The organism is Campylobacter sp. RKI_CA19_01122 (genome assembly GCF_025771325.1).
GTDB classification, from domain to species: Bacteria; Campylobacterota; Campylobacteria; order Campylobacterales; family Campylobacteraceae; genus Campylobacter_D; species Campylobacter_D lari_D.
Genome location: NZ_JAKMPZ010000001.1, coordinates 58,176 through 73,136, shown reverse-complemented (window position 1 = coordinate 73,136; position 14,961 = coordinate 58,176). Strand labels below are relative to the sequence as shown.

Annotated in this window: 14 protein-coding genes, 1 pseudogene and 1 riboswitch; of the genes and pseudogenes, 8 read left to right on the top strand and 7 right to left on the bottom strand. The window is 30.8% G+C overall.

Translation table 11 applies throughout. The annotated features are described in order from the left end of the window. Positions 1-148: 148 nt before the first annotated feature. Both flgG and L8U37_RS00360 read right to left on the bottom strand, forming a co-directional pair. On the bottom strand, positions 149-943 hold the full coding sequence (gene flgG, locus L8U37_RS00365; protein ID WP_133318729.1) for a flagellar basal-body rod protein FlgG: 795 nt from the start codon (positions 941-943) through the stop codon (positions 149-151). A gap of 17 nt (positions 944-960) precedes the next feature. Next, positions 961-1,773 carry a flagellar hook-basal body protein gene (locus L8U37_RS00360; RefSeq protein WP_133318728.1) on the bottom strand — a complete coding sequence of 271 codons (813 nt, stop codon included), beginning with the start codon at positions 1,771-1,773 and terminating at the stop codon, positions 961-963. Between the two features lie 134 nt (positions 1,774-1,907). On the opposite strand from L8U37_RS00360, the gene rpoD reads away from it, so the two are divergent. Further along, positions 1,908-3,785, top strand: a complete 1,878-nt coding sequence (gene rpoD, locus L8U37_RS00355) for an RNA polymerase sigma factor RpoD (protein WP_133318727.1) — start codon at positions 1,908-1,910, stop codon at positions 3,783-3,785. 21 nt (positions 3,786-3,806) lie between these two features. Here rpoD and L8U37_RS00350 read toward each other — a convergent pair whose 3' ends face one another. Next, a complete protein-coding gene (locus L8U37_RS00350; RefSeq protein ID WP_263664387.1) occupies positions 3,807-5,900 on the bottom strand; it encodes an RNA degradosome polyphosphate kinase in 2,094 nt (697 codons plus the stop codon). 227 nt (positions 5,901-6,127) lie between these two features. Here L8U37_RS00350 and nrfH point away from each other — a divergent pair, with 227 nt between their 5' ends. Then, entirely contained in the window at positions 6,128-6,622 is a 495-nt protein-coding gene (nrfH, locus tag L8U37_RS00345; RefSeq protein WP_039618639.1) for a cytochrome c nitrite reductase small subunit, read from the top strand. Between the two features lie 16 nt (positions 6,623-6,638). Beyond that, positions 6,639-8,456, top strand: coding sequence for an ammonia-forming cytochrome c nitrite reductase subunit c552 (locus L8U37_RS00340; RefSeq protein WP_263728315.1), 1,818 nt, complete (start codon positions 6,639-6,641; stop codon positions 8,454-8,456). A 27-nt stretch (positions 8,457-8,483) separates the two neighbouring features. Here L8U37_RS00340 and thiC read toward each other — a convergent pair whose 3' ends face one another. The 3 genes from thiC to rpe all read right to left on the bottom strand — a co-directional run bounded on the left by thiC (position 8,484) and on the right by rpe (position 11,371). After that, positions 8,484-9,782 carry a phosphomethylpyrimidine synthase ThiC gene (thiC, locus tag L8U37_RS00335; RefSeq protein ID WP_263660121.1) on the bottom strand — a complete coding sequence of 433 codons (1,299 nt, stop codon included), beginning with the start codon at positions 9,780-9,782 and terminating at the stop codon, positions 8,484-8,486. A gap of 43 nt (positions 9,783-9,825) precedes the next feature. Next, a riboswitch (TPP riboswitch) is annotated at positions 9,826-9,930 on the bottom strand. Between the two features lie 32 nt (positions 9,931-9,962). Next, complete coding sequence (locus L8U37_RS00330; RefSeq protein ID WP_263662503.1) at positions 9,963-10,727, bottom strand: 3'-5' exonuclease; 765 nt, start codon at positions 10,725-10,727, stop codon at positions 9,963-9,965. Continuing rightward, entirely contained in the window at positions 10,724-11,371 is a 648-nt protein-coding gene (rpe, locus tag L8U37_RS00325; protein WP_263728314.1) for a ribulose-phosphate 3-epimerase, read from the bottom strand. The genes L8U37_RS00330 and rpe overlap by 4 nt, the downstream gene beginning before the upstream one ends. A gap of 142 nt (positions 11,372-11,513) precedes the next feature. On the opposite strand from rpe, the gene rpmB reads away from it, so the two are divergent. The 5 genes and pseudogenes from rpmB to L8U37_RS08165 all read left to right on the top strand — a co-directional run bounded on the left by rpmB (position 11,514) and on the right by L8U37_RS08165 (position 14,285). After that, a complete protein-coding gene (gene rpmB / locus L8U37_RS00320; protein ID WP_012661734.1) occupies positions 11,514-11,708 on the top strand; it encodes a 50S ribosomal protein L28 in 195 nt (64 codons plus the stop codon). 25 nt (positions 11,709-11,733) lie between these two features. Beyond that, positions 11,734-12,861 carry a potassium channel family protein gene (locus L8U37_RS00315; protein ID WP_263728313.1) on the top strand — a complete coding sequence of 376 codons (1,128 nt, stop codon included), beginning with the start codon at positions 11,734-11,736 and terminating at the stop codon, positions 12,859-12,861. Between the two features lie 47 nt (positions 12,862-12,908). After that, positions 12,909-13,124, top strand: coding sequence for a YdcH family protein (locus tag L8U37_RS00310; protein ID WP_012661736.1), 216 nt, complete (start codon positions 12,909-12,911; stop codon positions 13,122-13,124). A 429-nt stretch (positions 13,125-13,553) separates the two neighbouring features. Continuing rightward, positions 13,554-13,838 (top strand): annotated as a pseudogene (locus tag L8U37_RS08170) (methyl-accepting chemotaxis protein); the annotation flags it as partial. Beyond that, the gene (locus tag L8U37_RS08165) at positions 13,824-14,285 is read left to right on the top strand and encodes a CZB domain-containing protein (RefSeq protein WP_412174897.1); all 462 of its coding nucleotides are present in this window, start codon (positions 13,824-13,826) and stop codon (positions 14,283-14,285) included. The pseudogene L8U37_RS08170 and the gene L8U37_RS08165, both read left to right, overlap by 15 nt. Positions 14,286-14,297: 12 nt before the next feature. On the opposite strand, the gene L8U37_RS00300 is transcribed toward L8U37_RS08165, so the two are convergent. Continuing rightward, positions 14,298-14,867 carry an NUDIX domain-containing protein gene (locus L8U37_RS00300; protein ID WP_220566857.1) on the bottom strand — a complete coding sequence of 190 codons (570 nt, stop codon included), beginning with the start codon at positions 14,865-14,867 and terminating at the stop codon, positions 14,298-14,300. Between the last annotated feature and the right edge of the window lie 94 nt (positions 14,868-14,961).

The window sequence follows — 14,961 nt, the reverse complement described above, 5'->3', positions numbered from 1 at the left end:
ATTCAATGTATTTTAATACATCTAAAAAATATTACTACATTAATGATAAAATTTAAATTATAAAAAAGAATATTTTATAAGTATTTATAAATAGGAGTTTTTTAGTATATTTTTAAATATTTTTACATATTATAAACGCTAGTTAATTCTAGCGTTTTAATTGATTTACAATTCCAAGCATATCATCACTTGTAGTGATTGCTTTTGAGCCTGCTTCGTAAGCTCTTTGTCCTGTAATAAGATCAGTCATTTCCTCTACAAGTTGAACATTACTAAGCTCCACAAAGCCGTGTTTGATGACAGAAAAACCGTTCTCGCCCGCTATACCTGCAATAGGCGCCCCACTTGCATCAGTTTCTACTAAAAGGTTATCCCCTAAAGCATGTAAACCTGCAGGATTGATAAAATTTACAAGTTCAATTTGTCCTATTTGAGTTTCAGCTGTATTTCCTGGCTGCATTACTGAAACTGTTCCATCGCTTGCAACATTTATAGCAATAGCATCTTCAGGTATAGTCATTTCCGGTAAAAGTCTATAACCATCTGAATTTACTATGTTTCCTTCAGCATCTTTAGTAAATTGACCATTTCTAGTATAAGCTATAGTTCCATCAGGCATTTGAATTTGGAAAAAGCCATTATTACCAGCAATTGCCATATCAAGACCTGAAGTTGATGTTTGTTTTAAACTACCTTCACTAAAAATTTTACTTACAGCTGTTACTCTTGCTCCAAGCCCTACTTCAATGCCGCTTGGATGTTTTGTGGTGCTTGAGGTTGAAGTTCCTGCATATTTCATCGTTTGATACATCAAATCTGCAAATTCTGCACGCGATTTTTTATAACCTACTGTATTAACATTTGAAATATTATTTGAAGTCACATCAATTTGTGTTTGTTGCGATACCATCCCTGATGCTGCTGTGTATAATGATCTTAACATTTTATCTATCCTTAGTTTTATTTAGTACTTGCTAATTTATTAATAGCTTCTTGATTTAAATCATCCATATGAGATGTCATAACTTTTTGATACATCTCAACCATTCTATTTGCCTCAATTAACCCTACCATTTCTGTAACTGGATTAACATTTGATCCTTGAGTAAAACCTTGCTTAATGGCATTTGAATTTGGTAAATCTCTAATCTTGTTTAAATTATCAATTTTATACATATTATCGCCATCTTTTTGTAAATCTCTTAAATCATCAACTTGTGCTACAAATAATCTTGCAATATTTTGATTAGCTGCACTGATAATTCCATTTTTATCCACATTAATAAAAGAAGTAGAATCTCCTATGCGTATGCCATCATTTTCGGGATTATTAAAATAATCACTGCTTAAAACTCTGTATCCTTGACGGTTTACCAAATAACCCTCATCATCAAGTTGGAAATTTCCATCTTGACTTAATCTTATTTCACCATTATTTGTTTTAATCAAGTAAAAAGTATCTTCGCGAGTAAGAGCTAAATCCAAAGGATTATGCGTCATTTTCATAGAACCTACGCTAAAATTTGTATAGACATGATTAACCTGCGGAACTCTATCTATAGTTGTATTAACAAATCTTGCAGCATCTCTTGTGTGATTTTGTATAGGTAACTCATCTTGAGTTTCTTTAAAAATCCTTTTAAAATCTGCAATAACAACATTATCTCTTTTATAGCCACTTGTATTTACATTTGCTAGATTGTTAGTTACAACATCTAAACGATTAAATTGCGTAACCATAGCACCGGTGGCTTGATAATACCCATTTTGCATTATTTTTCCTAACTAAAATCTTAATTTTTCACTAACAAAGCAAAAGTCGTTCCAAAATATTTTTATTTGTTTTTAATTAATTTTTAGGCATAATATTTAGTTTTACACTCATTACTTAAATACAAGGGGTATCCATGGCTAATGAAACTAATGTTTTAGAAGAACTTTTCAAAGAAAATTCTAAAGATTATATCACATATGAAAAACTTGTCAAGTATTTTGCAAAGCTTCCAAACGCAACAAGTGCAAAAAAAATCCGTGATCTAATGGATAAATATAAAGTAGAATTAATCTCTTCAGCTGAAATTGCCAAAAAAAGAAATTTAGAAGAAGCAAAAAAGCTACAAGAGGAAAAACAAAAATTACAAGATACAAGTTTGGAAAATGAATTTGATTTAGCCAATGAAAATGATTTACTTGAGTGGAGCAGATCAGACTCTCCTGTAAGAATGTATTTAAGAGAAATGGGACAAATTGCTCTTTTAAACAAAGATGAAGAAATTGAAATTTCTAAAAAGATTGAGCTAGGCGAAGACATTATCATCGATGCTTTTTGTTCTGTGCCTTATTTGATTGATTTTATACTTGATTATAAAGAACCTTTAATTAATAGAGAAAGAAGAGTGAAAGAGCTTTTTAAAAGCTTTGAGGATGATGATAAAAGCGATGATGATAAAAGCGATGAAGAAATAGATTCTGAAGAAGAAAACGAAAATGAGGAAAATGAAAATTCTAATGAAAAAAAACCTAAAAAAACAAATAAAAAAGAAGATGAAAGAACTCTAAAAGTCATAGAAAGCTTTAAAGCATTAGAAAAAGCAAAAAAAGAATGGTTAAAAACTATATCTACTATTAATGCAGAAAAAAATGATGATGAACTATTAGATAAACTCATAATTGCTTTTAAGAAAAATATACTAAAAGAAAAACTAATGGATCTAGGTCCAACATCAAAACTTATTTCTGAAATAGTAAAATCTATGGAAACAGCATTAAAAAGTGATGAGGAATTTGACAAAGAATTAAAACGCTTAGAATATCGCTTACCGATGTTTTCAGAAGAATTAAAACAAAGACACCAAGATATCTTAAAAGATATTACCAAACTTAGCAAAGAAGAAATTGCTGAACGCGCACTAGAAACTACCATGGTAAGCACTTATATGGAGATTAAAAAACTCATTCAAACCAAAGAGGCCAGCCAAAATTCTTTTGATTTAGAAAAAGATCAACTAAAAGAAATTCTAGAGCAAATCAAACGCGGTAAAAAAATCTCAGATGAAGCTAAAACCAGAATGGCAAAATCAAATTTACGCTTAGTTGTAAGCATTGCCAAAAGATATACTAACCGCGGATTACCATTTTTAGATTTAATCCAAGAAGGCAACATAGGCTTAATGAAAGCGGTAGATAAATTTGAATACAAACGCGGTTATAAGTTTTCAACCTATGCAACTTGGTGGATTAGACAAGCTATTTCAAGAGCAATTGCTGATCAAGCAAGAACTATAAGAATTCCTATTCATATGATAGAAACTATCAATCAAATCAATAAAATCATTCGCGAATATTTGCAAAAAGAAGGTAAAGAACCGGATGTAAGTATTATTGCAAAAGAAGTAGGACTTAGTATAGATAAAGTAAAACAAGTTATTAAAATTACTAAAGAACCAATTTCCCTAGAAGCACCTATTAGCAACGAGGATGATGGTAAATTTGGAGATTTTGTAGAAGATAGAACCTCAATTTCACCTATGGATCACATCTTAAAAGATGATTTAAAAGAACAAATTGATGAAGTTTTAGATCAGCTTAATGATAGAGAAAAGGCTGTTATTAGAATGCGTTTTGGCTTAATGGATGATGAAAGTGATAGAACTTTAGAAGAAATCGGTAAAGAATTAAATGTCACAAGAGAAAGAGTAAGACAAATAGAAAGCTCAGCTATAAAAAAACTTAAACACCCAAAAGTTGGTAGAAAACTTAAAAACTACATAGAAGGTTGGAAATAATCCTTGCTAAAAAAGCAAGGATTAGCTATCTCTAAAAAGCTTCGTTGCTAAGTGCGTCGCCCTGCTGTGATCAGTATCTTTTTTCAAGGTATTAAAAATTCTACTAATATACTCTTCTAAAGTTTGTTGAGAATTGTTGATTTTTTCTGTCTCATTTAAAATAACCTTACGATATCTTCCCTCGTTGTCTAACTCATAAGCTAAATCATTGTCGCTTAATTGTAGTTTTAAAATTTGAGCCAATTTTGCACGAGAATGCTCATCAAAAATAGGAGTCATTAATTCTAGTCTTCTTTCTAAATTTCTTGGCATCCAATCAGCGCTTGAAATAAAATAATTTGGTGTTGTATGTTTAAAATATAAAATTCTAGCATGCTCTAAATATTTTCCCACTATACTTCTAACTCTTATATTTTCACTATATCCTTTTACTCCAGGTCTTAAACAACAAATTCCACGCACAATAAGATCTATTTTAACACCTTTATTTGAAGCCTCATATAAAGCTTTAATCACATCACCATCTACCAAAGCATTCATTTTGGCTATGATTACTCCATCTTTTCCATAGCTTGCTTCAGTAGCTATCATATCTAAAATTCTTTCTTTGATTTGCTTTGGACTCATCGACAAAGTCTTTAAACGACGACTTTTGCTATATCCTGAAAGTATGTGAAAAAAAGTTGTAGTATCTTGAGAATATTCTTCTTTTGAAGTAAAATAACTCACATCAGTATAAATTTTAGCTGAACTTGCATTGTAATTACCCGTACTTAAATGATTATAAATTTTTAATTTATCTCCTTCTTTTCTAATCACTTGAGCTACTTTTGCATGCACTTTAAAACCAGTGATTCCATATACCACATGAGCCCCTGCATTTTCTAATGATTTTGCCCAATGCAAGTTATTTTCCTCATCAAAACGCGCTTTTAATTCTACCATTACAGTAACTTGTTTGCCATCGCTTGCTGCATCAATTAAAGCTTGAACTATGTTTGAATTTTTTTCTACTCTATAAAGAGTCATTCTTATAGAAACAACCTTAGGATCTTTACTTGCCTCTTTGATAAATTGATATACAGGCTCAAAACTCTCATAAGGCTGTATAGCCAAAATATCTTGTTTATCTATTGCACTAAATATAGATACATTATCCCCAAAAGGTGGTAAAATTTTTGGTGTATACATAGGATTTAGCAAATGTGTAAATTCTTTGTTGGAAATGATTTGCCATAATGAAGCTAAATTTAAAAGTATATTATACTCATAAATATCTTTATGAAAAATATTCATATGAGAACTTAAAAATTCAATCAACTGCTCATCTGCGCCTTTTTCTATTTGCAAGCGTATAAAAGCACCTTTTCTACGAAGTTTTAAACCCTGCTCTAAAATCAACATAAAATCATCAGCTTCTTCTTCTTCTATTTCCATATCTGCATTTCTAGTTACTCTAAAAGCAGCAGAAGATAAGAGCTTATAGCCAGGAAAAATATGCTCAGTATGATAGCGTACTATACTTTCTATAGGCACATAAATATTAGAACTTACTTGATAAAATCTTGGTAAAACCCTAGGTATGCGTATCATGCCAAATTTTAAAAGTTCAGGGTGCATAGGATCACAAAGTTTTACCGCTAAAGAAAACGAAAGGTTGTTTAAATGCGGAAAAGGATGAGTTGCATCAACTGCAATAGGCACTATCACAGGAAAAATATTAGAAAAAAAATGCTCATTACATTGCTGTTTTAAATCCTCATCAAGTTCTTCGTATGAGCGAATAAATAAATTTTCTTTTTCTAAATCTTGGGTAATTTTAGTAAAATACTGCTCTACTACATATTTTTCTTCATGTAGATAATTTCTAATAGCTTTAAGTTGCGCAAGAGGAGTCATTTCATCATTGCTTGTTGTGCTTATTCCTGCCACAAAAAGTTGTTTTAATCCAGCCACTCTTATCATATAAAACTCATCTAAATTTGTACAGTATATAGCAATAAATTTAAGTTTTTCAAGCAAAGGAAGATCTTTAGAGCATTGATCTAAAACACGAGAATTAAACGCAAGCCAAGAAAGTTCTCTGTTAATATACATTGATGGTTGAATTTGCATGATATACCTACCTTTATTTCTAGATATTTATATTTTAGTATTTCTTTCATTAAAATTTATTTTATTTGTATAATAGTAAATATAATTATATAAAAAAATAATACTTTTTTTATCTTATTAAAAAAATAATAAATGATTAATAAATATATATTTACTTTTTTGCCTTTATGGTGTTATATAATTATACACAAGTTCTTGTAACTTAAACTTCATTCAAAGGAGAGACTTTGAAAAAAGCAAACTCAAAACTTTTTGCTGTTTTCCTCTTCTTACTTGTAATTTTAGCAGGAGTTGGAATGTATACTTTCCATAATGCTAAGGGCACTTCTTATTTTAGCGATGCTAGTGAAAGCTGTAATAATTGCCATATTATGAACGAGGTTTATAATGATTATTTAAAAGCTTCGCACTCTAAAGAAGTTGATGGTAAACCAAGAGCAACCTGTAATGATTGCCATTTGCCACATAGCTTTTTTGAAAAATGGATTGCTAAAGCTCAAAGTGGCTTAGGACATGCTTATGCATTTACTTTCAAACTAGATTCTTTACCTACACATTTGAGTGCAAATGCAAAAAGTAAAGAAATAGTCCAAAATAACTGTATAGAATGTCACAAAGAAATTGCAAGTAACACTATCAACCCTACCCTAGATCCACATAAAGATAATGCTTTAAGTTGTGTATCTTGCCACCAAGGTGTTGGTCACAAGAGAGGATTTTAAATGAAAGGAGTATTTAATGAATAACAAAGGCATTTTATATAGTGCTATAAGTGCTACTATAGTAGCTATTGCAGGTGTATTATGGCTTAATCAGGACATTACAGCTAAAACAAATGATTCAGTAGGTGGGATCATTTCACAAGAAATTGTAAAACTTGGTGATGAAAATCCTACTTTTGATTACTGGGGAAAGAACTTTCCTGATTATTTAGACATGCACACAGCAGTAGAAAAACAAACACCTAATGCAACAGAATTTGGTGGAAATTTAGCTTATTCAAAGCTTATTCGCTATCCACAACTAACTGTTCTTTGGGCAGGTTATCCATTTAGCATTGATGCAAATGAAGAAAGAGGACACTTTTGGGTTCAAGTAGATCAAATGGATACAGCTAGAAATAATAAAGATTTCTTAAATGCACATGGTTTTACAGGATTTGGCGGTCAACCAACAGCTTGTATGAACTGCCATAGCGGATGGACTCCATGGCTTTTAAACAACACTGCAAAAGGCGATTGGGTAGCATTTAACTCTGCAAAATATTGGACTATGGTTAAAACTATCCCAGCTGTAAATGGAGCTAAAGAAAACTCACCTGAACACAGCGGACCTCATGGTGGAAAAAGAATGGGTGTAACATGTGCAGATTGTCATAATCCAACAGATATGAGTTTAAGACTTACAAGACCAGCTTTAATCAAAGCATTAATTTCAAGAGGTTATGAAGCAGATGAAAAACAAGGCATTAAAGCTTCAAGAAGTGAAATGAGAACCTTAGTATGCTCTCAATGCCACGTTGAATACTACTTCAAACCAACAGGCACCAAAGTAAAAACTATCGGCGAAAGTATAGCTAATGATAGTTCTAAAAAATGGTGGAATGGCACTCAGAAAACTTATGATGAGTTTGATTCTTGGAGAGATGGTAATAAGCCAGTTGAAATCGAAGTTGATGGTATAGAATTAGCATTTCCTTGGAGTGAGTGGAAAAAAGGTGAACCATTTAGAATAGAAATGTTTGATGATTATTACGAAAAAAATAGAGAAAATTTCCCAAGTGATTGGGTACATAAAATCACCAAAGCACCTATGCTAAAAATTCAACACCCAGAAAGCGAACTTTATAGTGGCGGTGTACATGCTGCAAATGGAGTAAGTTGTGCAGATTGCCATATGCCTTACATTAGAAAAGGTGCAAAAAAAGTTACTAACCACAACATCACATCACCTTTAGTTGATATCAACTCAGCTTGTAAAACTTGCCATACTCAAAGCGAAGGCTATTTAGCTAAACAAGTAAAAGATATTCAAAATTCAGTAGCTCATGATTTAAGAACAGCTGAATATTCTTTAGTAAGCTTGATTAAAGATGTAGAAACTATTCGTGCAGAACTTGGAAAAATGCCTAAATTTCAAACTGATGGCAAAGCAGATGATGCTAAAATTTCGGCTGAATTAAAAGAAGTATTAGAACTACATAGAAAATCTCAAATTAGAGCGGACTTTGTAGGTGCTGAAAACTCAACAGGTTTCCACAATCCTAGAGAAGCTTCAAGAATGCTTTTACAATCAGTTGATATGTCAAGACAAGGACAAACTAAGCTAGTAGAAATTGCAGCCAAAAATGGCATTAAAGATTTCAAAACTTCAAATTTAGGTTTTGAAGATATTCAAAAATTAAATCCAGGTGAAATTCACTATAAAGTAGATCTAAATGGTAATAAAGCAGGTGATCGCTACTATAAACACCAAGAAGTAAATGGTAATCCACCAGCAAAACTTCTTGAAGATGATAAAAATCTAAAACCTTATAATTATAAAGTAATAGATTAATCAAAATAAACCCTCGTAATCGAGGGTTTATTCTTTTATCAAACTTACATCCTCACCTTTTAAAATTTTATTCATAGTGTTCATAGCACACATTTTTCCACACATTGAACAAGAATTAAGTTCTTCAGGTTTTCTTTCATTAAACATTTTCTTAGCCTTTTCTCCATCAATTGCCAATTTAAACATTTTTTCCCAATCAATATCTTGTCTTGCTTTACTCATTTCATCATCTATTTTTCTTTCTTTGGGAAGCTTGGCTATATCTCCTGCATGAGCTGCTATTTTAGTTGCTACTATACCATCTCTTACATCTTCTAAATTTGGAAGTCTTAAATGTTCAGCAGGAGTTACATAGCAAAGTATATCAGCGCCAGCTGCTGCTGCAACTGCTCCACCAATTGCTCCACTTATATGATCATATCCTGCACCTATATCAGTAACTAATGGTCCTAAGACATAAAAAGGCGCCCCGTTGCAAATTCTTTTTTCAAGTTGCATATTAGCTTCTATTTCGTTAATAGCCATATGACCAGGTCCTTCTATCATTACTTGTACATCTTGAGCCCATGCTCTTTTAGTTAATAACGAAAGTTCGATAAGTTCAGCAATTTGAGCTCCATCACTTGCATCATGAGTACAACCAGGTCTTAGTGCATCACCCAAAGAAAGTGTCACATCAAATTCCTTACATATAGCAAGCAAATCATCATAATATTCATAGAATGGATTTTCAGCATCATTCATTTGCATCCAAGCATAAAGAACTGAACCTCCTCTTGAAACTATATTAGTAATCCTATCACACTCTTTAAAAACCCTAGCAGCACGAGAATTTATCCCTGCGTGAATTGTCATAAAATCCACTCCACTTTTAGCATGATGATATACTACATCTAAAAAATCTTTTGCTTTAATATCTTTTAAATCTTTTTCTAAAAAACCTACCGCATCATAAACAGGCACAGTACCTATCATAGCTTTTGAAGTAGCAATTAGCTCATCTCTAAAACGACTAGTTTTACCATAATTACTAAGATCCATAATAGCTTCTATATTAAATTTGTGAGCCAATTCTACCTTTTTCATCTCTTCACTATAATCTACACAATCATTTGAAACACCTAAATTTACATTTACCTTTGTTTTAAGTCCATAACCGATACCATTTGGATCTAATGCTTTATGGTTGATATTTGCAGGAATGATGATTTTTCCACATGCTATATTTTCAAGTAAAAAACCTTCACTTACTTGTTCTTTTTGTGCAACAATTTGCATTTGCTTTGTGAAAATTCCTTCTTTTGCATAAGACATTTGAGTTTTCATTTGAATTTATCCTTGAAATAATTTTGGATAAATGAAGGGTATGTGAGTAGTTGATAAATTATCCCAACGCTAGTATTACCTAGTTCTGGTGCGGTCTAAGCTTTTAGCTTACTCTCAGCCTGTATCACAAGCTCCCGTCATTTATGCAAAAGAAGTATAGCAATAAATACAAAACAAAGTTTATTTTTTTGTTTGATTTTTAGCTTGCTTGCTAAAATGTAACAATTCTTCAGTAGTTTTAATGTAAAAAGGAATTTTTTTAAGACAGTATTTCAAAATTTCACTTGCGGCCAAAGCATCACTTAAAGCTCTATGATGCTTACTTTCAATACACAAAAACTCTTTTAGAGCATCAAGGCCGTATTTGGGACTTTCAATGCATTTTTTAGCTAAATCAATAGTACATAATCTTCTATTTAAAAGCACTCCAAAATCATTTTCATACATAGCTTTAGATATAAAATGATAATCAAAACGCACATTGTGTGCTACAAAAATGCTATCTTTTAAAAATAACTTAAAATCATTTAACACAGCTTTCAAAGAAGGAGCATTTTCTACCATATCTAAACTAATCCCAGTTAATTCTGTAATATTTTCAGGTATGCTTTCTACTTTTACAAAACTTTCAAACCTATCAATTTCTTTATAATTTTGAATTTTTACAGCACCTATTTCTAAAATTTGACCACTTTTTATCCCGCCGGTACTTTCAATATCTACAACACAAAATATCTCATCTTTTATTTTTTTATTTTTACTTTTTAAACACAAACAATTTTGTGCATTAAGCTCTACCCCTAGTCCTAAAAGCTCAAAAATATATAAATCAAAATCATAGTGGTTTAATTCTTCTATTTTTGCAAGTTCTTTTAAAACCCAAGGAAAAGGTTTGTTTTCTTTGCTTAGCTTGATGATTAAATCATCGATTTGTTGTTGGCTCAAAATTCAAGCTTTAAAGAATTAATTGCTGTTTTTTTATCTTGCGAAGAAAAAATATAACTACCCGCGACCAAAATATCAGCTCCTGCTTCATCCAAATCAGGTGCATTTAAGCCATTTACCCCACCATCAACCTCTATAAAAACTTTAAGATTTTTCCTATCTATCATTTCTCTCAACTGGCGAATTTTATTATACACCAAAGGTAAAAAACTTTGCCCGCCAAAGCCTGGATTAACACTCATTAAAAGCACCATATCTACAAATTCTAAAATATACTCTATACTTGAAACGGGGGTATGTGGATTTAATACAATAGCAGGATAAATGCCGTTTTTTCTTATATACTCACACACCCTAATAGGATGGTTTTCAGCTTCTAAATGAAAACTAATAAATTTTGGTTTTATAGGTATAAATAAATCTACAAAACTACTAACATTATGCACCATTAAATGCACATCTAAAGGTACTGAAGTAATTTTTGAAATATTTTCAACCACACAAGGACCAAAAGTAAGATTTGGCACAAAATGTCCATCCATCACATCAATGTGCAACAAATCAGCTCCCGCTTGAGATACTTCTTTAATCTCATTTTCTAAGTTTAAAAAATTTGCAGACAATAAACTTGGCGCTACATACATTATATATCTCCAATAAAATAAAAAATAATTTTATCATACTTATTATCAAATTTTCTTTATGTATTTTTAATAATATTTGATTTTTTTAAGCTTGCTTTAGATATAATGCTAAAAATTATTTTTATTTCATAAGGAAAAATTTATGTCAAGAATTTGCCAAATTACAGGAAAAGGACCTATGGTAGGTAACAATGTTAGCCACGCTAACAATAAAACTAAAAGACGCTTTTTGCCAAATTTAAGAACAGTTCGTATCACTTTAGAAGATGGAACTACTAGAAAAGTTAGAGTAGCTGCTTCAACCTTAAGAACACTTAAAAAACAAAGTAGCAAATAATCCTTAATGTAAACGAGGAATTGTTATGTCTTTTTTGAAAAAGCTACAAAAATTCCTCAATTGGTCTCCCTCTCCAAAACCTTCAATTAATCTCAATGACGAGCTTTACGAGCAACTTAGATTTTTAAGAATTCCTCTTATTGCTGTTGTAATGATGACATTAATTGGGGCTTTTGGTTATATGCTCACAAGCAATTATAACCTTAACGATGCTATTTATCAAGCTGGTATGACTTTTACCACTTTAGGTTATACTGAAGTAAATCCCATACCAACAGCAGGTAGAATTTTTACTGTTGTATATGTATTATTGACTTTTACAATATTTACTTTTTGTATGGGTTTGGTAATAGAAATAGTCAAAAAAGGTGTTTTGTCTAAGATTATCAAGGAAAGAAGAATGCTTCATAAAGTTGCAAGATTAAAAAATCATTTTGTAATATGCTATCACAATGATTTTACCATAGAACTAGCACAGCAATTCAAAGAAAATCACATTCCTTTTGTTGTTGTTGATGAAATAGAAAATTTTAGCGAGATAGCTGAAAAATATAATTATCCTTATTATATAGAAAGTGCTCCACATACAAATATAGCCTTTTTAAAGACCAATCTTTCTAGCGCAAAAGGTGTAATTACTCTTAGCAATAACATAGCAGATAATATAGCCATCATTGCTTCAGTGAGATTGTTTGAAAAAGAATTACAAAGAATCAATCCTTATTTTATACTAGCTAGCTCAAGCAATGAAGACGAAACTGAAAAACTAAAAAAACTTGGAGCAAATTCCATAGTTTCTGCTACAAAATTGGTCGCACAAAGACTTAGTGCTATGTCAGCAAGACCTGATATGGAAAATTTATTAGAAAACTATCTTTATAAAAAAAATAGCCCTATTGATTTAGAAGAAGTTAAAATTCCTGATGATTCATGGGTAAGATTTAAAAGATTAAAAGAAATCCATTTAAGAGATATGGCAAATGTAAGCATAGTAGGAATTTTGGAAAACAAAAAATTCACCCCTATGCCAAGAGGAGACACTTTAATAGGTACTGGAGCAAAATTATTAATCGTAGGCACAGCAGATAGTATAAAAATAGCTAAAAAGATTATCAAAAATAAACAAAAACCTGATGAGTTAAAATATATTTAACTTATTTTAAGCTATAATCAAATACTAATTTAAAAAAGGAGGCTAATATGCTACACGAATTTAGAGATCTAATCACTGAGTTAAAAGGTAAGGATATGCACTTTGATAAACTATTTGAAGAGCATAATGAACTTGATCATAAAATCAAAGATGCAGAAGAGGGTAGAATTCATTTAGATAGCTTAGAAATAGCTAATCTAAAAAAAGAAAAATTAAGATTAAAGGATGAATTAAATACTTACTTATCAAATTACAAAAAATAATTCTCTGTAAAATTTTTACTTTAAGGATAAAACATGTTTGGGAAAAAAAGTCAATCAAAACAAGACTTTGAAGAATTGCAAAATAAAATCAAAGCATTAGAAGAAGAAAATAAAAAACTTCTTTTGGAAAAGCAAGAACTAATTGAGAATTATGAAAAACAACTACAAGGAGATTGTGGGAAAGCTGAACTTGAAACCCATCTTTTAGAAATGCTACTAAACGGTGTTTTAAAAGGTATTTCAAATGTTCAAAGTGACATGCAAGAAAATGTTAATAAAGCGGAAATGATTTCTCAGTATTCTGATTCTTCTTTGGAAGATATGCAAGAGTTAAATTCTATCACGCATTCTATTATATCTTCACTTCAAAGCATTATTGAATCAGCTAATCGCTCAAGAGATACAGCAGGTAATTTACACCGCAGTGTTGATGAGATCACTAATGTTATTAACTTAATCAAAGATGTATCCGATCAAACCAATCTTTTAGCACTAAATGCCGCAATCGAAGCTGCTAGAGCAGGAGAACACGGCAGAGGCTTTGCTGTTGTTGCTGATGAAGTAAGAAAACTTGCTGAAAAAACACAAAAAGCAACTTCTGAAGTAGAATTAAATATTAACCTATTAAAACAAAATGCTGATGAGATGTATGGACAAAGTGAACAAGTAGAAAAAGTATCATTAGAATCTAATGAGCATATAGTAAAATTCTCTAGTAATTTTGCTCAATTAATTTCTAATGCAAATTCAACTAGTTCTCACGCTAAAAGCATTACCTCTGAAATATTCATATCACTAGCAAAACTAGATCATATTGCATTTAAATTAAATGGATATAATGAAATTATTCATGCTTCAGGAAAAACTTTATCTGATCATTTAAGTTGCAGACTTGCAAAATGGATTGCTGGTATTGGCAAGGAAAGATTTTCTAGCGGAAGAGCTTTTGGTAAGTTAAATTTACCACATCAAAAAGTACATGAAAATATGAACCAAGCCGTTGCTTTAGCACATAATGAAGATACAAGTGATAAACTAGTACAAAATCAAATTTTAGATAAATGCTCTAATGCTGAAAAGGCTTCTGAAGATTTATTTGGAATCTTTAAAGAAATGCTTGATGAAAAAGATCTAAATATTGAAAATAAAGAGGAAAAATAAAAAGAGGTAAGATTAATTCTTACCCTTAAACCATAAATACACATACTCAAGTAAAGGCGTTTTTATAGGATTTTCTTTAGAAAACTTTTCAAAATCTTTTCTTTTTATCCATACTGCTTGGATATCTTCCCCCTCAATTCCACCACCATTACCAATTTTATCATCTTCATTAATTTCAGCAAAAAATAAAAATTGTCTACTAACGCCTGAACCAAAACCTGTATAAAATTCCCCTATTTTTTCTACAACCTTAGGAGCATAACCTAGTTCTTCAATACATTCTTCTTTAGCTATTTCCTCTAAACTCAAATCTTTATCAACAAGACCTGAACAAAGCTCTATGCTAAATCCCATCTCGTTTAAATTTAAGTTATTGCGTTTTTGATAATCCCATAAAGGAATTCTAAATTGCTTTACAAAAACAAAAGAATCTTTTTGAGTATGATATAAAAAAACAGAAACACTATCTAATGCTTCTATAAAATCCCAAGTGTATTTTTTGTTATCTTTACCTATATAAGTATATCTTTTAGGTTTAATATATTTTGAGTTAGAAAATTGCTCTTCTTGTAAATTTTTCATGTAAAATCCTTATAATTTTACATCTATTATAACAAAATAAAACGAGTATGAAAAAATATAAAAGAATTTAAAAGAGTTGCTATAAAAAGCAACT